Origin of the sequence: Mesorhizobium sp. M0815, assembly GCF_040319995.1 — a bacterium.
Taxonomy (GTDB): domain Bacteria; phylum Pseudomonadota; class Alphaproteobacteria; order Rhizobiales; family Rhizobiaceae; genus Mesorhizobium.
Map to the genome: position 1 here is coordinate 1 of NZ_JAMYOU010000040.1, position 18363 is coordinate 18363.

The 18363-nt window shown below is 65.1% G+C and carries 18 protein-coding genes; 9 read left to right on the forward strand and 9 right to left on the reverse strand.

The genetic code is table 11. The features are described from left to right. Positions 1-110: 110 nt before the first annotated feature. The 6 genes from NKI01_RS27855 to NKI01_RS27880 all read right to left on the reverse strand — a co-directional run bounded on the left by NKI01_RS27855 (position 111) and on the right by NKI01_RS27880 (position 6358). Complete coding sequence (locus NKI01_RS27855) at positions 111-590, reverse strand: GNAT family N-acetyltransferase (protein WP_023718106.1); 480 nt, start codon at positions 588-590, stop codon at positions 111-113. A gap of 108 nt (positions 591-698) precedes the next feature. Beyond that, entirely contained in the window at positions 699-1067 is a 369-nt protein-coding gene (locus NKI01_RS27860) for an endonuclease domain-containing protein (RefSeq protein ID WP_352965367.1), read from the reverse strand. Positions 1068-1359: 292 nt separating this feature from the next. Then, on the reverse strand, positions 1360-2376 hold the full coding sequence (locus NKI01_RS27865; protein ID WP_023718108.1) for an ABC transporter permease: 1017 nt from the start codon (positions 2374-2376) through the stop codon (positions 1360-1362). Next, the gene (locus NKI01_RS27870; protein ID WP_352965369.1) at positions 2373-3962 is read right to left on the reverse strand and encodes a sugar ABC transporter ATP-binding protein; all 1590 of its coding nucleotides are present in this window, start codon (positions 3960-3962) and stop codon (positions 2373-2375) included. Before NKI01_RS27870 ends, NKI01_RS27865 begins: the two co-directional genes overlap by 4 nt. A 208-nt stretch (positions 3963-4170) precedes the next feature. Continuing rightward, complete coding sequence (locus tag NKI01_RS27875) at positions 4171-5121, reverse strand: substrate-binding domain-containing protein (protein ID WP_023718110.1); 951 nt, start codon at positions 5119-5121, stop codon at positions 4171-4173. A gap of 229 nt (positions 5122-5350) precedes the next feature. Beyond that, a complete protein-coding gene (locus tag NKI01_RS27880) occupies positions 5351-6358 on the reverse strand; it encodes an aldo/keto reductase (RefSeq protein ID WP_023718111.1) in 1008 nt (335 codons plus the stop codon). Between the two features lie 185 nt (positions 6359-6543). On the opposite strand from NKI01_RS27880, the gene NKI01_RS27885 reads away from it, so the two are divergent. The 6 genes from NKI01_RS27885 to NKI01_RS27910 all read left to right on the forward strand — a co-directional run bounded on the left by NKI01_RS27885 (position 6544) and on the right by NKI01_RS27910 (position 13275). Further along, the gene (locus tag NKI01_RS27885) at positions 6544-6768 is read left to right on the forward strand and encodes a hypothetical protein (protein ID WP_023718112.1); all 225 of its coding nucleotides are present in this window, start codon (positions 6544-6546) and stop codon (positions 6766-6768) included. Between the two features lie 155 nt (positions 6769-6923). Continuing rightward, a complete protein-coding gene (gene ligD, locus NKI01_RS27890) occupies positions 6924-9410 on the forward strand; it encodes a DNA ligase D (protein WP_352788715.1) in 2487 nt (828 codons plus the stop codon). A gap of 220 nt (positions 9411-9630) precedes the next feature. Further along, positions 9631-10545 carry a non-homologous end joining protein Ku gene (gene ku / locus NKI01_RS27895; protein ID WP_023718114.1) on the forward strand — a complete coding sequence of 305 codons (915 nt, stop codon included), beginning with the start codon at positions 9631-9633 and terminating at the stop codon, positions 10543-10545. Then, positions 10542-11636: a tetratricopeptide repeat protein gene (locus NKI01_RS27900; protein ID WP_352481636.1), complete on the forward strand. Its 1095-nt coding sequence runs from the start codon at positions 10542-10544 to the stop codon at positions 11634-11636. The genes ku and NKI01_RS27900 overlap by 4 nt, the downstream gene beginning before the upstream one ends. Before the next feature lie 214 nt (positions 11637-11850). Then, complete coding sequence (locus NKI01_RS27905; RefSeq protein ID WP_352844587.1) at positions 11851-12495, forward strand: alpha/beta hydrolase family protein; 645 nt, start codon at positions 11851-11853, stop codon at positions 12493-12495. A 9-nt stretch (positions 12496-12504) separates the two neighbouring features. Continuing rightward, positions 12505-13275 (forward strand): exodeoxyribonuclease III, encoded by a 771-nt coding sequence (locus NKI01_RS27910; RefSeq protein WP_352496062.1) that lies wholly within the window; start codon positions 12505-12507, stop codon positions 13273-13275. A gap of 39 nt (positions 13276-13314) precedes the next feature. On the opposite strand, the gene NKI01_RS27915 is transcribed toward NKI01_RS27910, so the two are convergent. The 3 genes from NKI01_RS27915 to NKI01_RS27925 form a co-directional block, all read right to left on the reverse strand. Then, entirely contained in the window at positions 13315-13779 is a 465-nt protein-coding gene (locus NKI01_RS27915; protein ID WP_352481634.1) for a GFA family protein, read from the reverse strand. Positions 13780-13876: 97 nt separating this feature from the next. After that, the gene (locus NKI01_RS27920) at positions 13877-14080 is read right to left on the reverse strand and encodes a tautomerase family protein (RefSeq protein ID WP_292656388.1); all 204 of its coding nucleotides are present in this window, start codon (positions 14078-14080) and stop codon (positions 13877-13879) included. A gap of 34 nt (positions 14081-14114) precedes the next feature. Continuing rightward, entirely contained in the window at positions 14115-14855 is a 741-nt protein-coding gene (locus NKI01_RS27925; protein ID WP_352965372.1) for an SDR family oxidoreductase, read from the reverse strand. A gap of 102 nt (positions 14856-14957) precedes the next feature. Here NKI01_RS27925 and NKI01_RS27930 point away from each other — a divergent pair, with 102 nt between their 5' ends. From NKI01_RS27930 to NKI01_RS27940, 3 genes are all read left to right on the forward strand, one after another. Further along, the gene (locus tag NKI01_RS27930; RefSeq protein WP_352788736.1) at positions 14958-15863 is read left to right on the forward strand and encodes a LysR family transcriptional regulator; all 906 of its coding nucleotides are present in this window, start codon (positions 14958-14960) and stop codon (positions 15861-15863) included. Positions 15864-16020: 157 nt separating this feature from the next. Further along, complete coding sequence (locus tag NKI01_RS27935; protein WP_352481631.1) at positions 16021-16572, forward strand: isochorismatase family protein; 552 nt, start codon at positions 16021-16023, stop codon at positions 16570-16572. Positions 16573-16734: 162 nt separating this feature from the next. Continuing rightward, entirely contained in the window at positions 16735-18357 is a 1623-nt protein-coding gene (locus NKI01_RS27940; protein WP_352643612.1) for an ABC-F family ATP-binding cassette domain-containing protein, read from the forward strand. The last annotated feature ends 6 nt before the right edge of the window (positions 18358-18363 follow it).

Here is an 18363-nt window from a genome sequence, read left to right on the forward strand (position 1 = left end):
GCCGTACAAGTGCCTCGACCGCCGATCGGATCGGCGGGCTGCAGCTTATGTCAAAGGCCATTGTCAGCAATCATGAGAGTGGGGAAATTGGCAGCTTCGCCGACAGCGCTCTAAGCCATCGGTAGTAACCGGCGCATAATCAGCGAGGCGTGGCCGCCCACCCCGTGTGCAGCCGGCCGGCGCTCGACCACTTCGAAACCGTGCTTGCGATAAAAGGCGATTGCCCGGTCGTTGCCCTCGATCACCTCCAGCGCGATGCTGGGAATCCCCGCATGCGCTGCAAGAACCGCGTGCAAAAGATCGGCCGCCAGCCCGGTGCCGTACTCGCTTTTGTCGATATGGAGCCGCTCGAGCATGACATCGCCCTTGTTGCCCATCGCGGCCATCGCGTAGCCGGCGAGCGAGCCGTCCGCCCGCTCGGCCACGAACCACATCTTGCTGTCGTCCCCGAGCTCGGTCACCAGCCGCTCCGGCGCGTGCTTCTCATCCGACAGCCGTGCCGTGGTCTCGGCACCCAGGATTGGCGAATAGGTGTGGCGCCAGGATTGGCCCAGCAGCCGCGATACCGAGGGCACGTCCTGTTCGGTCATGGTTCTTATTTGGGTCATTGGCACCTCGCCTCAGAAACCTGCCCCTTTTGAGCGGAGATGTTCGGCAGGACAGAGAGGTGCTGTCCCGCCGATCCTGCACGGCCGAGTTCAGCGCACATCCGCACCGGCCGTCATGACTATGTGCTGGCAGACATTGTCGATATCGCGAATGACGTCGTCGTTCCAGAAGCGCAGGATAGTCCAGCCGCTGCTCTCCAAATAGGCGCTGCGTATCCTATCCCGCTCGGCGTGCTCAGCGTCGGCGTGCTGCCTGCCATCAACCTCGACGATGAGGCCGTGCGTCGGACAGGCAAAATCCACAATGTAGAGTCCAATCGGCACCTGCCGGCGAAAGCTCAAATCCATCAGCCGATGCGCGCGAAGCTCATTCCACAGTTTCAGCTCGGCGTCGGTCATCGCGCGACGCATGGATTTTGCATTCTTGCGCTGGCGTGACGGAACGAGATCGTGCCCCACTAGGCGCTCCTGTCTTCGTGATTGGCGAAGTCATGGGTGACGGCCGATCTCCCCCCTTGCGGGGGAGATGCCGGCAGGGCAGAGGGGGGTGCTGTCCCGCCAGCTTGTCAGCCATTTGCAGTCTAATCCTCCTGCTGGAATGGGCTTGGAAGCGGCTTACATTGAGACGTTGGCGATCCTTCCCACCCCCCTCTGTCCTGCCGGACATCTCCCCCGCAAGGGGGAGATTGGCTGTTGCCAGCGCTTTCGCCAACCTCTTGCTGCCTTGCAGCGAAAATCGTCGCCCCCGCCATCACCGCCTTACCCGCGATTTCAGCCAGCGGTCGAAGGCGACGGCGAGGATGAGGATCAGGCCGATGACGATGCTTTGCGTGTATGACGAGACGTTGTTGAATTGCAGCCCGTTCTGCAGGACGCCGATCAGCCCTGCACCGACCACCGTGCCGCCGACGCTGCCGATGCCGCCGAACAGCGAGGTGCCGCCGATGACGACCGCCGAGATCACCGTCAGCTCGTAGCCGATGCCGGCGACGGCTTCGGAGGAGTTGAGCCGCGCCGACAAAACGAAGGCGGCAAGGCCGGCGAAGAAGCCGACGATGATGTAGACCGAGATCAGGATGCGGTCGACGCGCAGGCCGGAGAGCCGCGCGGCCTCGGCATTGCCGCCGACGGCGTAGACGGCGCGACCGTAGCGCGTGTAGCGCAGCACGATGTGGCACAGGATTGCGGCAATCGCGAAGATGATCGCCGGCACCGGCACCGGGCCGATCAGGCCGGTACCGAACCAGCGCATCGAGGCGTCGAAGCCGGAGATCGGGCCGCCATTGGAGATCGTCAGCGTTAGGCCGCGAAACACGGTGAGGCCGCCGAGCGTGACGACGAAGGGCGGTACTTTCAGCCTGGTGATGGCAAAGCCCTGGACACCGCCGGCCACGGCGCCGACGACGACGGCGGCGAGAAGGGCGGCGAACCAGCCATAGCCCAGCGTGCCCGTTGTCGACAGCGACAGCGTGTTGGCGGTGCCGCCCTTGGCCACCACCGCCGCGACCATGCCGCAGAAGGCGAGCAGCGAGCCGACCGACAGGTCGATGCCGGCGGTGAGGATAACGAAGGTCATGCCTAGCGCGATCAGGCCGGTGATCGAGATCTGGCGCATGATGTTGAACAGGTTGATCGGGTCGATGAAGCTCGGCTTCAGCACGGTGAAGACGACGATCAGCACCGCCAGGAACATCAGCGGGCCGAAGCTCATCAGCAGGCGCGCAAGATTGACGCCGCCGCGCTGGCTCCGTTCGGTCGTGCTGGTCATTGCGTTGCTTCCTGGTTCTGGGCTTCCTGCTTCTGGTCGAGCGCCATCAGTTCCATCAGTTTCTCCTCGGTCGCCTCGATGCCAGGCATCTCGCCGGTGATGCGCCCGCGCCGCATGGTGACGATCCTGTCCGACACGGCAAGCACTTCGGGCAGCTCGGACGAGATCATCATGATGGCGATGCCGCGCGCGGCGAGCTCTACCAGGATCTGATGAACCTCCGCCTTGGCGCCGACGTCGACGCCGCGCGTCGGTTCATCGACGATCAGCACCTTGGGATCGCGTGCCAGCCAGCGGGCAAGGATGACCTTCTGCTGATTGCCACCGGACAGTCCCTCGATCGCCTGCTCGGGCGAGGCCATGCGGATCGACAGCATCTTCCTGTAGTTCGCCAGCGCTTCTCGCTCGCGCCGCTCGGCCATGAAACCGACATTGGAGTAGCGGTCGAGCGCGGCGATCGAGAAATTGGTGAGGATGGCGAGTGCGGCGAAGATCGCCTGGTGCTTGCGGTCTTCCGGCACCAGGCCGATGCCGAGCTCGATGGCATCGGCGGGTGAGGCCGGCGCGATCGGCCTGCCATCGAGCCTGATGGTGCCGGCGGCAATGCGGTCGGCGCCGAAGATGGCGCGGGCGAGCTCGGTGCGGCCGGAACCGACGAGCCCGGCGACGCCGAGGATTTCGCCCGCCTTGAGGTCGAGATCGACGCCTTCGAGCACGATGGCGTGCGGCGCCTGCGGATCGCGCACCGTGCGCAGGCCGCGCACCGAGAGCCGGACGTCGCCGGCGACATCGCGCTGCGTCGGCCTCGCATAGAGCTCGGAAGCGGCGCGGCCGACCATCTTCTCGATGATCTTCGGCAGTTTGATCGGCCCACCTTCGCGGTCGAGATGGCCGGCCAGCCTGCCGTCGCGCAGCACCGTCATACGGTCGCAGATTGCCGATGCCTCCTCCAGCCGGTGGGTGACGAACATGATGGCGACGCCGTCTTTGCGCAGCCGGCCCATAATCGCCATCAGCTTCTGCACTTCGGTTTCGGTCAGCGCCGAGGTCGGCTCGTCCATGATGATCAAGCGGCTCTTCAGCGATAGCGCGCGGGCGATCTCGACCAGCTGCTGTTCGGCCACCGACAGTGCGGAAACCGGCGTCGCCGGGTCGAGATCGAGGCCGACACGAGCGATGATCGCGCGGGAATCTTCCTCCATTCGCCGCCAACTGACCAGCCCGAACCGGCCGAGCGGTGCGCGGCCGATGAAAATATTCTCCGCCACGGTCAGCGTCGGGATCAGGCTCAGTTCCTGGTAGATGGTAACGATGCCGTGGCGCTTGGCATCCTGCGGATTGTGCGGATTGAATTCGACGCCGTCGAAGACGATGCGACCGCTGGACGGCGGCATCACGCCGGACAGGATCTTGAGCAGCGTCGATTTGCCGGCGCCGTTCTCGCCGAGCAGGCCGAGTATCTCGCCGGGGCGGACTTCGAGCGAAACGTCGTTCAGCGCGGTGACGCCGGCAAAGCGCTTGGTCACGCCCTCGACGGTGAGCAGGGCGGGGGAGGGTGAAGGCGCAGTGGCTTCAGTCGCGGGCAAAGGTTGCTCCCAATTTGCGATTGGCGGGACAGCACCCCCCTCTGGCCTGCCGGCCATCTCCCCCTCAAGGGGGGAGATTGGCAGCTTCATTGGCCTCGCCTCTTCTGCAAGATCGAAAATTAGCGAAAGCCGGGGTAACATCCAATCTCCCCCCTTGAGCGGGAGATGGCCGGCAGGCCAGAGGGGGGTGCTGTCCCGCCGGCTTCGCCTACTTCGTCTCGCCCAGCCTCTCCGCCTTGTCGAGATTGTCCTTGCCGATGACGATCGGCGTCAAAAGCACCAGCTTTTCCTTCGGCTCGGTCTTGTCCCTGGCGTAGGCGACCGCGATCTGCACGGCGGTGCGCGACTGCTCGCCGGGGAATTGCTCGACCGTGCCGGCCAGCTTGCCGTCGCGCACAGCGACCAACGCTTCGGGAAGCGCGTCGAAGCCGTAGATCTTGACGTCGGTGAAGTTGCGCGCCGCGCAGGCTTCAACCGCGCCAAGCGCCATGTCGTCATTGGCGCAGATGATCGCGTCGGGCTTGCCGTTGGCGGCAAGGCCGGCCTCGGTGACGGACAGCGCCTCGGCGCGGGCGAAGTTGGCGGTCTGCTCGAAGATGATCTGGTACTTGTCCTTCATGGGATCAAGGACGTTGTGCACACCCTTGTTGCGGTCGATCGCCGGGCCGGCACCGGGCTGGCCCTGCAGATGGAAGATCTTGGCGCCGTTCGGGAACGCCGCCACCATGGCCTGTGCTTCGGCCTCGCCGCCCTTGACATTGTCGGCGCCGACATGGGCGAGGATGCCTTCGACGCCCTCGACGCGGCGGTCGATAGTGACGACGGGAACGCCGGCCTTCACCGCTTCCTCGATGGCTGGGGCCAGCGCGTTGACGTCGAGCGGCGAGATGACGATGGCGTTGACCTTTTGCACCAGTGCCGCCTCGATGTCGGCGGTCTGCTTGGGCGCCGAATTCTGGCCGTCGCTCTCGACCAGGTTGACGCCTTGCGCCTGCGCCTCAGCCTTGATCTGGTTCAGCATGTGCACGAAGAACGGAAAGCCGAGGCTCGGCACCGAACCGAGGATGGTCAGCTTGTCCTGGGCGAAAGCCAATTGCGGAGCGGCCAGCGCCAAGGCGCCCATCGCCGCGGTCGACAGCAGGAATTCACGTCTGTTGATCAATTTAGTCTCCTCCCAGATGAGCGCATGACCCCGAAACCGGAATGGGTTTTCCGGAAGGTTCCTTGCGTCGATTCAAAAATGGAGTGTCCTTCGAGCGCCCAACTCGTGTTTGAAGGGACGCAACGGCGCTCCAGCCGGTCCACCGCGACGTTCTCCTCCGCTCGGTGCCTGCCGGCGGATGCTAGCCAAGGCCGGAGCTTTGCGCAAGAACGGGAGAAGGCAAGACCTACCGATCGATCATCACCATGGTGCGCTCGCCGTAGCGCGGACCGGCGACCTTGCCCGGCGCCAGCGCGTCGTCGAGCACCTGCATCTCGGCGGCGTCGAGCCTGATCGAAGCCGCGGCGACGTTCTCCTCGAGATATTTTCTGCGCTTGGTGCCGGGGATCGGCACGATGTCGATGCCGAAGTCGCTCCCCTTGTGGAGCAGCCAGGCCAGCGCGATCTGGCCTGGCTTGACGCGCTTGGCCGCGGCGATGTCGAGTACCGTGGCTGCCGCCTGCATGTTGGCGTCATAGTTGGCGCCCTGGTAGCGCGGATCGCCGCGCCGGTAATCGCCCTCTGGATAGTCTTCGGCGCGCCTGACATCGCCGGTGAGAAAACCGCGGCCGAGCGGCGAGAACGGCACCAGGCCGATGCCGAGCTCCTTCAGCAGGGGAATGATTTCCGGCTCGAGATTGCGCTCCCACAGCGAGTATTCGCTCTGCACTGCCGACACCGGATGCACGGCATGCGCCCGGCGGATATTGGCGGCGCCGGCCTCCGAGAGGCCGAAGAAGCGGACCTTGCCCTGAGCAATCAGCTCGCCGACAGCACCCGCCACCTCCTCGATCGGTACCGCCGGATCGACGCGGTGCTGATAGAGGAGGTCGACGTGGTCGCTGGCTAGCCTCCTCAGCGAACCTTCGACAGCCTCGCGGATATGCTCCGGCCGGCTGTCGCGCTCGGTGCCGACTTGCTTGCCGTTTTCGATGCGAAAGCCGAATTTCGTCGCGATCGTCACCTCATCGCGCCGGCCCTGCAGCGCGCGGCCGAGCAGTTCCTCGTTAGCGTGCGGCCCATAGACTTCCGCAGTGTCGAGGAAGGTGCAGCCGAGTTCGATGGCGCGGTGCAGCGTGGCGGTCGATTCCGCCTCGTCGGCCGGGCCGTAGGACTGGCTCATGCCCATGCAGCCGAGGCCGATCATGGAAACCTGCAGCCCCTGGCCGCCGAGTTTGCGTGTCGTCAACGTCATGTGAAGTTCTCCAGGTCAGCATCGCGTTCCAAGCCGCCACGTTCAATATAGCGCGCCGGCTCGGTTTCCACAGAGCCAGAGACGCCACCGCGCGAGGGCTCGCAGCGGCCGCCAAATTGACAGCCGACCCGCTCTCGGCCATCCTTAGGCATGCCGCCTTGCGGCTTTGTGCGTGAGTAACCAGCATGGCCAGTTCCGTCACCAGCCAGAAATCCAAGCGCGCCGCGGTGCGCAAGGCGCTCGACCGCCACAAGGTCTACATCACCGCGCAGCGTTTTTCCGCCGGCGGCTACAGTGCGCGGGTGCTGGTCGACGGCGAGGCCTATTGGGTCGACGAATTCCGGCTCAGCCAGCTGCAGCAGGGCCTGTCGCCGGCCGAGCTCGAATTGACGCCGGCCACCGACGATTGAGCGGCGTGACCTCCCATCCTTCGTCATCCCAGGGCGGAGCAGGAGCGAAGCGACGTCGCGGAGACCCTGGGATCCATGCCGTGACATTGGAGCGCCGCTGCGATGGGATTTTGATGCTGCGTTCGTTGCTTTTGCCCACCACCTACGCCTAGTCCATGCCAGCTCCTTCGAAGCTCAAGGCCTATCGCGCCAAGCGCGAGTTCACGAGGACGCCGGAACCGGCCGGTGGCCTGGCTGCCGGTGAAGGCAACCGCTTCGTCGTCCACAAGCACCACGCCACCGCCGATCACTATGATTTGCGCCTGCAGGTCGGCGACGTGCTGAAGAGCTGGGCGGTGCCGCGCGGCCCGTCGCTGAACCCGGCCGACAAAAGGCTGGCGGTCGAGACCGAGGACCATCCGCTCGAATATATCGATTTCGAGGGCGTCATTCCCGAAGGCGAATATGGCGGCGGACCGATGATCGTCTGGGACACCGGCGTCTGGGCGCCGATGGACGACGTCGAAAAGAGCCTGCGCACCGGCTCCTTCAAGTTCCGGCTCGCCGGCGAGAAGCTCAATGGCGGCTGGATGCTGACGCGGCTGAAACCGAAGCCCGGCGAGGATGAGGGCAAGAAGAACTGGCTGCTGTTCAAGGAGCGCGATCTCGCCGCCGATGCCACGCTCGACATACTGGAAGCCCGGCCGGAAAGCGTCAAATCCGGCCGTCGTATTGAGGAACTGGTGGCACCGCCGAAGCCTGCCGCCAAACCTGCCAAGCCGGTGGTGCTGAAACCCGGCGCTTTGCCGGGCGCCGTCAAGGCGCCCCCGCCTTCCCGGATCGAGCCGCAGCTGGCGACCTCCGTGGCCAAGCCGCCGGACGGTGAGGATACTGGGGAGGAATGGCTGCACGAGATCAAGTTCGACGGCTACCGCACCATGGCGCACCTGGCCGACGGTGCGGTCAGGCTGATCACCCGCGCCGGCCTCGACTGGACGAAGCGCTATGGCGACCTGCCGCTTGCCTTCGCCAGGCTGCCGTGCCGGGAGGCGATCATCGACGGCGAGGTCGTCGCGCTCGACGCCAAGGGCATCAGCCGCTTTGCCCTTCTGCAGGACGCGCTGGCCGAAGGCGCCGGCAACAAGCTCCACTTCTACGCTTTCGACCTCGTCTATCTCGACGGCTGGGACCTGACAAAAGCGCCGCTTCGGCGGCGCAAGGCGCTGCTTTCGCAACTTCTGTCCGGTCTCGGCGCCAACTCCGCCATCCAGCTCAGCGATCATGTCGAAGGCGACGGCCAGGCGCTCTATGACCAGGCATCCGAGATGGGGCTGGAGGGTGTGGTGTCGAAACGCGCCACGGCGATCTACCAGAGCGGCCGCACCAAAACCTGGACCAAGACCAAGGCGCTCCAGACCGGCGACTTTGTCATCGCTGGCTACACCGTCTCCGACGCGGCCGAGGGACTCGCTGCACTTGGCCTCGGCGAATTCGAAGACGGCGAGCTGCACTATCGCGGCAAGGTCGGCACCGGCTTCGATGCCGCGACCGCAGGCGAATTGCTGGCGCGGCTGGAGCCGTTGCGGGCCGGTGCATCCGCGCCCGAGGGCGTTCCGCGCGAGATCATGCGCGAGATGAACTGGGTGCGGCCGCTGCTTTCGGCGCATATCCATTACGCCAACCGGACCACCGACAATGCGCTGCGCCATGCCGTGTTCCGCGGCCTGCGTGACGTCGGCCTGTCGACGCCGGTTTCGGCCAAGCGCAAGCGGCTGATCGCCGAGGCCGACCTCGCCACAATCTGGGTGACCAACCCGACGCGGCGGCTGTTCGGCAAGACCGGCCCGACCAAGCTCGATATCGCCGTCTATTACGCGCTGGTCGGCGATTTCATGCTGCCGCACATTCTCGGCCGGCCGGTCTCGCTGGTGCGCTGCCCGACCGGCAAGCCGCAGGACTGTTTCTTCCAGCGCCACGCCTTCACCGGCATGCCGTCCTCGGTGGCGACCTTCGAGGCGACGAATTCGGAGGGCGAGACCAAATCCTATCTCTCGGTGGAAGACGCCAAGGGCTATCTGGCTCTGGCGCAGTTCGGCGTCGTCGAGTTCCACACCTGGGGCACCCATCGCACGCGGCTCGACAAGCCGGACCTGATCGTTTTCGACCTCGACCCGGGCGAAGGGATCGCCTGGCGCGAGGTGGTTGAGGCGGCGGTGCACATTAAGGGCGAGCTGGAAGCGCTAGGGCTGGTGCCGTTCGCCAAGACCTCCGGGGGGCACGGCATCCACATCACCGTGCCGGTGACGCAAAAGCAGAACTGGAAGAAACTGCACCAGGCGACCAGCGCCATCTCCACGCATCTTGCCGCCACCGCGCCCGACACTTTCACCACCACCATGGGCAAGGACAACCGCAAGCGGCGCATCTTCATCGATTTTCACCGCAATGCGCGCGGCCACACCTCGGCGGCTCCCTATTCACTGCGCGCCCGCACCAATTTGCCGGCCTCGACGCCGGTCAGCTGGAGCGATCTGGAATCCATCGATGCTCCGCAGGATCTGAATTATTCCTCGCTGCCGGGCCTTCTGGCGACGTCAGGCGACCCTTGGGCCGACATGGAAGATTTCGCCAGGGATTTGCCGGCGATAGGCACCGCGACGTAGTTCTGCGAGCGCGGCCCAGACTCCATCGACGCTCCGGAAAATTTGAATTATTCTTCGCCACGGACCTCTTGCCTGCAGGCGGCTCCCAGCGGAGGAAGATTTCGCTAGGGATTTGCCGGTATTGTAAGGGGCAATGTAGGATTTCGGCAGCCGCATTCGTCCTCCGGACGAAACAGCGCTGCGAACAGTTCGACAGCACAAGGCCGCGTAGGAGTATTTCATGGCGCCCAGGGCAAGTTGGAAAGGTTACCTCAAGCTCAGTCTGGTCAGCTGTCCGGTCCGGCTCTATCCGGCGACCAGTGCCAGCGAGCGCATCAGCTTCAACCAGCTGCACAAGAAGACGCACAACCGCATCAACATGAAGCCGGTCGACCCTGAACTCGGGTTGGTCGAGCGTTCGGACCTGGTCAAGGGCTACGAATACGAGGACAAGCAATACATCATCATCGACGATACCGATCTCGACGCGGTGCGCATCGAATCCAACCATACGATGAACATCGAGGCCTTTGTCGACGAGCGTTCGGTCGACGTCATCTACCAGGACGCGCCCTATTACCTGGCGCCGGATGGCGCAATGGCCGAGGAGACCTTTGCCGTGTTGCGCGAAGCGATGCGCAAATCCGGCAAGCTGGCGATCGCCCGCCTCGTGCTGTCCAGCCGCGAGCGCGTGGTGACGATCGGCGCGCGCGAGAACGGCATGTTCGTCTGCACCTTGAGGAATCCGAACGAAGTGCGTGGCACGGCTGAATATTTCGGCAATATCCCGGCCGGAAACCCCGATCCGGAAATGCTGCAATTGGCCGAAGCGCTGATCAAGCAGAAGGAAACCACCTTCGATCCGAAGAATTACGAGGACCGCTACGAGATCGCGTTGATGACGATGATCCGCGAGAAGCTCAAGGGCCACAAGCCGATCATCGCGGCGGCGCCTGAGCGCGGCAACGTCATCAATCTCATGGATGCGCTGAAGGCGAGCCTGTCGCAATCGGCCAAGCCGCCGGCCAAATCGAAGAGCAAGGCCGATGAAACGGCCAAGCCTGCGGCGAAATCCGCCAAGGCCGGCGCTGGCGCGGCCAAGGAAAACCCGCTCAAGGCGAACCTTCTCAAAGCCGTCGGCAAGAGCAAGGCGTGACGGCTCTTGCCGGCACGGTCTTCGGCATCGTCGGCGCGCTGGCGGCCTTTCCGCTCAGGCTGGCGGCGCGCGAGGTCGCGCGCCAGCACGGCCAGTTGCGGCGCGGCGTCACTCGGCGCACCACGCATGTCGTGTTGGGCCGCATGTTGCTCGCCAGGGCCGGCGACATCGAGATCGAGCGCCGCGTCGCTGCGGAACGTGCAGCCGGGCGCAGGCTGGTCAGCGAGAACGGCTTCCTGCGGCTGCTCGGGTTGATGAAGGCACCGGAAGCCTCGACGCTGTCGCGGCAGTCGCTGATCGATCAGTCGCGGCTGACCGGCGCCGATCTCGACCTTTTGTCGCTGTTCGACGCCTTCGAGCATGATTGCGAACCGTATTCCTTCCGCGACCTGATCCTCGCCCGCAAATATGCCGGGCTGGTCGCCGGCGGCGCCTCATGGGGGGCGATCGTGCGGTCGGTGCATCGCTCCGGCCCGATCGCCTCGCTCACCGCCAAATCGCTCAATGTCGGCTCGCAGCACGGGCGGGCCGACGCGATCTATCTCGAGGGCGGCCAGAGCGAAGTCAACGGCCAGCTGCTGTTCGATCTGGGAACGCAGGATGACGACACGCTGGAAGAGCTGTTCGCCGATGCCGAGGCGGCGGAAGAGGCTGAAGACCACGAGCAGGCCGCGGCACTCTACCAGCGCTGCCTAGCCATCGACCCGAGCGATGCCATCGCCGCCTTCAACCGCGCCAACTGCCTGCGCGCCTCCGGCCACGCGGCCGAGGCGGCGCACGACTATGCCCGCGCCATCAAGTGCGACCCGGTGTTCGTCGAGGCATGGTTCAATCTGGCCGGGCTGATGAGCGAAGAGGGGCGGGTGGCGTCGGCTCGGCGGCATCTGCTGAAGGCGATTTCGCTAGATGCGAAGTACGCCGATGCGGTGTTCAACCTTGCGAGGCTGGAGTTCGACGCCGGCAATCTAGCCGAAGCGCGGCGGAACTGGGCGCGCTACCTCGAACTCGACGCGGATTCCGAATGGGCACGTATGGCGGCCAAGGGTATCCAGTTCGTCGATTTGCAGCTGGCGCGGATGTCGGCGGGTTAGGGCTTCATTTGGTCGCGCTTGAACACCCCCCTCTGTCCTGCCGGACATCTCCCCCGCAAGGGGGGAGATCGGCAGCTTCTCCTTACCGCCCGCCTTCCAACGTTGGTGATTGGCGAAAGCGATGGCGACATCCAATCTCCCCCCTTGAGGGGGAGATGGCCGGCGGGACAGAGGGGGGTGCGAAGGAACTCGGCCTTCATCTGCGGGCCACCCCATGACGACCTTCCTCTTCGATGGCCCCGACACTGCCCCAATCACCATCTTGCTCGCCCACGGCGCCGGGGCGCCGATGGACTCTGCCTCGATGACCGCGACGGCAAAAGCGCTGGCCGAGGCCGGCTTCCGCGTTGCGCGCTTCGAGTTCCACTACATGGCGGCCCGCCGCTACGGCCATCGCAAGCCGCCGCCGCGCGCCGAGACGGTTAACCCGGAATATATCAAGGCAATCGCCGATCTCAGGGCGAAGGGCGTGAAGGGTCCGCTCATCATCGGCGGCAAGTCGATGGGCGGACGCGTCGCTTCGATGATCGCCGACGAGATGTTTTCAAAGGGCGAGATTTCAGGGCTGCTGTGTCTCGGCTATCCCTTCCATCCGCCGGACAAACCGACGCAGCTTCGGACAAAACACCTCGCCGACCTCAAGACGCCGACATTGGTCTTCCAGGGCACGCGCGACGAGTTCGGGACCAAAGACGAGGTCGCGACCTATGCTCTGTCCGACGCAATCGAGATCTTCTGGCTGGAAGACGGCGACCATGATCTGAAGCCGCGCAAAAACATCTCCGGCTTCTCCACCGCCGATCATCTGAAGACGCTGGCTGATGCAGTGAAGGCGTGGACCGAACGGATCGTGCGCTGAAGCAGGCCGATGAAGATCGCCACCTTCAACGTCAACAACATCAACGGCCGGCTGCCAAACCTGCTCGCATGGCTGGCCGCCGCCAAACCCGACATCGCCTGCCTGCAGGAGCTCAAGGCCAGGCAGACGCAGTTTCCGCGCACCGCGCTTGCGGCGGCCGGCTACGGGGCGGTGTGGGTCGGGCAGCCGACCTGGAACGGCGTCGCCATCCTTTCGCGTGGCTCGGAGCCGGTGCTGACCCGCGAGGCGCTGCCCGGCGACGACGGCGACCAGCAGGCGCGCTACATCGAAGCGGCGGTCAACGGCATCGTCGTCGCCTGCCTCTACGCGCCGAACGGCAATCCGCAGCCCGGCCCGAAATTCCAGTACAAGCTGGCCTGGCACGAAAGGCTGGAGACGCATGCGGCGCAGTTGCTCGACACCGGCCTGCCGGTGGTGCTGGCCGGCGACTACAACATCGTGCCCGAGCCGCGCGACATCTACCCGACCCGCTCCTATGACGACAACGCGCTGGTGCAGCCGGAAAGCCGGGCATCGTTCCAGCGGCTGCTCGACCAGGGCTGGCTTGATGCGCTGCGCAAGAAGCACCCGACGGAGACGCTCTACACATTCTGGGACTATCGCCGCAATCGCTGGCCGCGCGATGCCGGCCTGCGCCTCGACCATATCTTGCTCAGCAAGAAGCTGTCGCGCCGGCTGGTAGCGGCGGGCATCGACCGCGACGTGCGCGGCGAGGTCGGCGCCAGCGACCACGCGCCGGTCTGGCTGGAGTTGAAGTGAGGCACGAAAGCTGGCGCCGCCTTTCCGGGCGGCAACCAGTCAGGTTGGCCGCGCCGCTTCGCGGGCGAACGCCTCGATCAAAGGGGCGTATCCCTCAAGGTCGGGCTGAGTAGCGAAACTGTAGGTAGCGGCGGTCGAAGCCCAGGGCAGCTTTTCCGAAGTGAAGACTTCGACGAAGGGCACGTACCAATGGTGCTCGTCCAGCATGGTCGCGCGCACGTTGACAAGGAAATCCAGGCCATGCGGACGCGTGAACATCCAGTTCTTGCAGTGCGGGCAATAGAGCTGCCGGTGCGGGCCGTGCAGGCCGCCGACCACCGGCTCGCCTTGCGTTATGGCGAAACCGTCGCTGGGCACGGCGATGGTCAGGGAATACGCGCTGGCGCTCAGCTTCTGGCAGCCGGTGCAGTGACACGCCGTCGTCAGCAAGGGCGGCGCGCTGATGCGAAAGCGTATTCCACCGCACAAGCAACCGCCGTCCCAAGGTAGCTTCCAATCGTCCATCGCTGGCCTCGCCTTAGCCTCTGCCAGCGATCTAGCGCGCGACCGCCAAGCTGCAATCTCACCCTTGAGGGTCCCAGAAGGGAGGAGATCGGCAGCTTCACGTCCTTCCCCCAGGAATCGTGAACACCACGTCGGCGCGGCCGTAGCCGCCATCGGCGACCTCCTCGATCAGCACCATCGTGTAGGGGCGCACGCCTTCGCCGAACATCTCGACGAACAGGGCTGTGGTCTTGTGGACGAGGTCCTCCTTCTGTCCGGCGGACAGCGCGCGCTCAGGCACCTTGAAATTTGCAAACGGCATGATGTCGGTTTCCTGTTGGTTGTTGGAGGTAAAGTCAGACCGTGCCACCATTGGCGCGCAGCACCTGGCCGTTGACCCAGCCGCTGTCCGGTCCGGCGAGGAACGACACCACGCCGGCGATGTCGGCGGGCTGGCCGAGCCGCCCGAGCGGGATCATCCTGGTGATCGTCTCGACCAGTGCCTCGGACTTGCCGCCGAGGAACAGATCGGTGGCCACCGGCCCCGGCGCCACGACATTGACGGTGATGCCGCGCGGCCCGAGTTCCTTGGCCAGCACATGCGTCATCGCCTCGACGCCGGCCTTGGTGGCAGCGTAGACACCGTAGCTCGGCTGGTAGAGCCCGACCACGCTGGACGAGAAGCTGATGATGCGGCCGCCCTCGCGCAGCCGCCTTGCGGCCTCGCGCATGCCGCGGAAGACGCCGCCGAGGTTCACCGCGATCTGCTGCTCGAAACCGGCGTCGTCCGTCTGCGCGATCGGCGCGAGCTTCATGATGCCGGCATTGTTGACCAGCACGTCGAGGCCACCAAAGGCCTGCTCGGCTGCGTCGAACAAATGCGCCATCCCCTTGGGATCGCCGACATCGGCTTGAACTGCGATCGCCGTGCCGCCTGCCGCCTCGATCGCGCGCACCACGCCTTCGGCGGCTTCTGCGCCCCTGGCATAGTTGACGACGACCGAAAAGCCGTCGCGCGCCAGCCGCCTGGCAATTTCGGCACCGATGCCCTTCGAGGCGCCGGTTACCAGTGCCACCTTTCCATTCCGCGTAATCATGTCAGCTCTCCAAAATTTTTGTCGACTGAAAATAGGTGATAAATCTTGCGGGATAATCGCCCGGGACTTGCCAACACCATTCGGATATGGCGAACAATGGCGATGGACAGTCTCGACCGGATGCGCCTGCTTGCCCGTGTGATCGAGCGCGGCAGCTTCACCGCGGCGGCCGCCGATCTGTCGATGTCGCGATCGACCGCCACCGAGGCGATCAAGGACCTAGAGGCGCGGCTGGGGGTGAGGCTGCTCGAACGCACCACGCGCCATGTCACCCCGACGTTGGACGGCCAGGCCTATTACCAGCGCTGCCTCGCCATCCTTGCCGATGTCGAGGATGCCGAGGCCGGCTTTCAATCGGCGCAGCCGCAGGGCCTTTTGAGGATCGACGTGCACGGCTTCATGGCCCGTCATTTCATCCTGCCGCGGCTCTCCGAGTTCCTCGACCGCTACCCCGGGATCGACCTGCATATCGGCGACGGCGACCGGCTGGTCGATCTGGTGCGCGAGGGCATCGACTGCGTGCTGCGTTCCGGCGAACAGGCCGACAGCGGCATGATCGTTCGGCGGGTGGCAACATTGCGCGAAGTCACATGCGCCAGCCCCGCCTATCTCGAAAAGCACGGCATGCCGGCAACCCCCGACGGTCTCGAAGGCCATCTTATGGTCGGCTTCCGCTCGTCGCGAACCGGTGAGGTCATGCCGCTCGAATTCACCGTCGGCGGCGCGTTGCGCTATGTCGGCCTGCCCAACCGGGTGACGGTCAACGGCTCCGACACGATGGCGGAGCTGGCGCGCCTTGGCTTCGGCCTAGTGCAGGCGCCGCATTACCGCTTCGCCGGGGATTTCGCACGCGGCACGCTTGTCGAAGTGCTGCCGGAGTACCCGCCGTCGCCGACACCGCTGTCGGCGCTCTACCCGCAGAACCGCCAGCTCGCGCCGCGGGTACGCGTGTTCATCGACTGGGTGACCGGGATTTTTGGCGAGGATGGGACATCGGGCCGGGTGTGAAATGCACCGGGCCGCCGGGCTACTTTGCGAAGGGCCGCGATACTTCACGCCCCCCTCTGTCCTGCCGGACATCTCCCCCACGAGGGGGGAGATCGGCGGCTTCAACGGCGGCGCCGAGCATCCTTGACCCACCTACCACCACGCTATGCTCGCATCCATGTCAGGGACCAGCCCCGCGGCCACCGCACCGCTCATCGTGATCGACCTTCAGACCGGCATGTTCGACGGCGTTGCCGAGCCGCCGATCCATGATGCCGACGGCATGGTTGCCCGGACCCGCGCGCTGATCGAATGGGCACGGCGCAGCGGGCGCAAGGTCGCTTTCATCAGGCACGACGGCCCGCAGGGCGATCCTCTGGCGCCGGGTGAGCCGGGCTGGCCGGTGTGGCCGGCGCTTGGCCAGGCCGAGGACGAGCCGACTTTCGCCAAGCGTGTCGGCGATGCGTTCAGCAATGCAGCTCTTGCAGAATGGGTGGCCGGGCAGGGCGCCGGCGAGGTCGTTCTCATCGGCGCGCAGACCGATTTCTGCGTGGCGGCCACGGTGAAGGGCGCCTTTGCAGCGGGCCTGGGCGTCACGGTGGTTTCCGACGCCCACAGCACGCTCGACGCCGCCAGCGAGACGGCCGCGGAGATCATCGCCCGGCACAATGCGGCATTTGCCGCCACCGGGGTTAAACTGGTGACGACAAAAGCCCTGACCGATAGCTGATCCGCCGGCTCATCCCTACGCCGTCAAAGCCTGATCCAGCCGGGAAGAAACTGGCGGGTTCAGACAATTTGGCGCGGGGCACCTCACCACTTGCGGGCTTCCGCAAGCGCGGCCTATCGCGTATTGGCGCGGGAACGCTCCTTTGGCCTTTCCCGGAAAACCATGATTCGTCTCGAAAGCATCAGCAAGCAGAACGGCAGGCAGATCGTCTTCATCGAAGCTTCGGCCGCCTTGCAGAAAGGCGAGAAGGTCGGGCTGGTCGGTCCCAACGGCGCCGGCAAGACGACGCTGTTTCGCATGATCGACGGCGAGGAGCAGCCTGACGAAGGCCAGGTCTCGGTCGATCGCGGCGTCACCATCGGCTATTTCAGCCAGGATGTCGGCGACATGTCCGGCCGCAGCGCCGTCGCCGAAGTGATGGACGGCGCCGGGCCGGTGAGCGAAGTGGCGGCCGAGATGCGCGAGCTCGAGCACGCCATGGGCGACCCTGACCAGGCCGACCAAATGGACGAGATCATCGCCCGTTACGGCGAGGCGCAGCATCGTTTCGAGGAGCTCGACGGCTATGCGCTGGATGGGCGCGCCCGCGAAGTGCTGGACGGGCTCGGCTTCAGCCAGGAGATGATGGACGGCGATGTCGGCAAGCTGTCCGGCGGCTGGAAAATGCGCGTGGCGCTGGCCAGGATCCTTTTGATGCGGCCCGACGCCATGCTGCTCGACGAGCCGAGCAACCATCTCGACCTCGAAAGTCTGATCTGGCTGGAGCAGTTCCTGAAGAACTATGACGGCGCGCTGCTGATGACCTCGCACGACCGCGAGTTCATGAACCGCATCGTCAACAAGGTGGTCGAGATCGACGGCGGCTCGCTGACCGCTTACTCCGGCAACTACGAATTCTACCAGCAGCAGCGGGCGATTGCCGACCGGCAGCAGCAGGCGCAGTTCGAGCGCCAGCAGGCGATGCTGGCCAAGGAGATCGCCTTCATCGAGCGCTTCAAGGCGCGGGCGTCACATGCCGCCCAGGTGCAGAGCCGGGTGAAGAAGCTGGACAAGATCGACCGTGTCGAGCCGCCCAAGCGCCGCCAGAAAGTGTCGTTCGACTTCCAGCCGGCGCCGCGCTGCGGCGAGGACGTGGTGACGCTGAAGAACATCCACAAAAGCTATGGCAGCCGCTCGATCTACGAGGGGCTGGATTTTCAGGTGCGTCGCCGCGAGCGCTGGTGCGTGATGGGCATCAACGGCGCCGGCAAGTCGACGCTGCTGAAGCTGGTGGCTGGCGCTTCCGAGCCGGATAATGGCACGGTGGCGCGCGGCCCGAGCGTCAAGATGGGCTATTTCGCCCAGCACGCCATGGAAGTGCTGGAGGGCGAGCGCACCGTGTTCCAGACGCTGGAAGACGCGTTTCCGCAGGCCGGCCAGGCGCCGCTCAGGGCGCTGGCCGGCTGCTTCGGCTTTTCCGGCGACGAGATCGAGAAGAAATGCCGCGTGCTGTCGGGCGGCGAGAAGGCGCGGCTGGTGATGGCACTGATGCTGTTCGATCCGCCCAATTTGCTGGTGCTGGACGAGCCGACCAACCACCTCGACATCGCCACCAAGGAGATGCTGATCACGGCACTGTCGCAGTACGAGGGGACCATGCTGTTCGTCTCGCATGACCGGCATTTCCTGGCGGCGCTGTCGAACCGGGTGCTGGAACTGACGCCCGAGGGGATTCATACCTATGGCGGCGGCTATACGGAGTATGTCGAGCGCACCGGGCAGGAGGCGCCGGGGTTGAGGAGCTGAGGCGCG

Bases quoted from the DNA above. Each gene is read 5' to 3' on its own strand.
- NKI01_RS27910 (WP_352496062.1), top strand. From the start codon at position 12,505: ATGAAGATCGCCACCTTCAACGTCAACAACATCAACGGCCGGCTGCCA.
- NKI01_RS27915 (WP_352481634.1), bottom strand. From the start codon at position 13,779: ATGGACGATTGGAAGCTACCTTGGGACGGCGGTTGCTTGTGCGGTGGA.
- NKI01_RS27925 (WP_352965372.1), bottom strand. From the start codon at position 14,855: ATGATTACGCGGAATGGAAAGGTGGCACTGGTAACCGGCGCCTCGAAG.
- NKI01_RS27905 (WP_352844587.1), top strand. From the start codon at position 11,851: ATGACGACCTTCCTCTTCGATGGCCCCGACACTGCCCCAATCACCATC.
- NKI01_RS27940 (WP_352643612.1), top strand. From the start codon at position 16,735: ATGATTCGTCTCGAAAGCATCAGCAAGCAGAACGGCAGGCAGATCGTC.
- NKI01_RS27855 (WP_023718106.1), bottom strand. From the start codon at position 590: ATGACCGAACAGGACGTGCCCTCGGTATCGCGGCTGCTGGGCCAATCC.
- ku (WP_023718114.1), top strand. From the start codon at position 9,631: ATGGCGCCCAGGGCAAGTTGGAAAGGTTACCTCAAGCTCAGTCTGGTC.
- NKI01_RS27920 (WP_292656388.1), bottom strand. From the start codon at position 14,080: ATGCCGTTTGCAAATTTCAAGGTGCCTGAGCGCGCGCTGTCCGCCGGA.
- NKI01_RS27865 (WP_023718108.1), bottom strand. From the start codon at position 2,376: ATGACCAGCACGACCGAACGGAGCCAGCGCGGCGGCGTCAATCTTGCG.
- NKI01_RS27880 (WP_023718111.1), bottom strand. From the start codon at position 6,358: ATGACGTTGACGACACGCAAACTCGGCGGCCAGGGGCTGCAGGTTTCC.
- NKI01_RS27935 (WP_352481631.1), top strand. From the start codon at position 16,021: ATGTCAGGGACCAGCCCCGCGGCCACCGCACCGCTCATCGTGATCGAC.
- ligD (WP_352788715.1), top strand. From the start codon at position 6,924: ATGCCAGCTCCTTCGAAGCTCAAGGCCTATCGCGCCAAGCGCGAGTTC.
- NKI01_RS27885 (WP_023718112.1), top strand. From the start codon at position 6,544: ATGGCCAGTTCCGTCACCAGCCAGAAATCCAAGCGCGCCGCGGTGCGC.
- NKI01_RS27930 (WP_352788736.1), top strand. From the start codon at position 14,958: ATGGACAGTCTCGACCGGATGCGCCTGCTTGCCCGTGTGATCGAGCGC.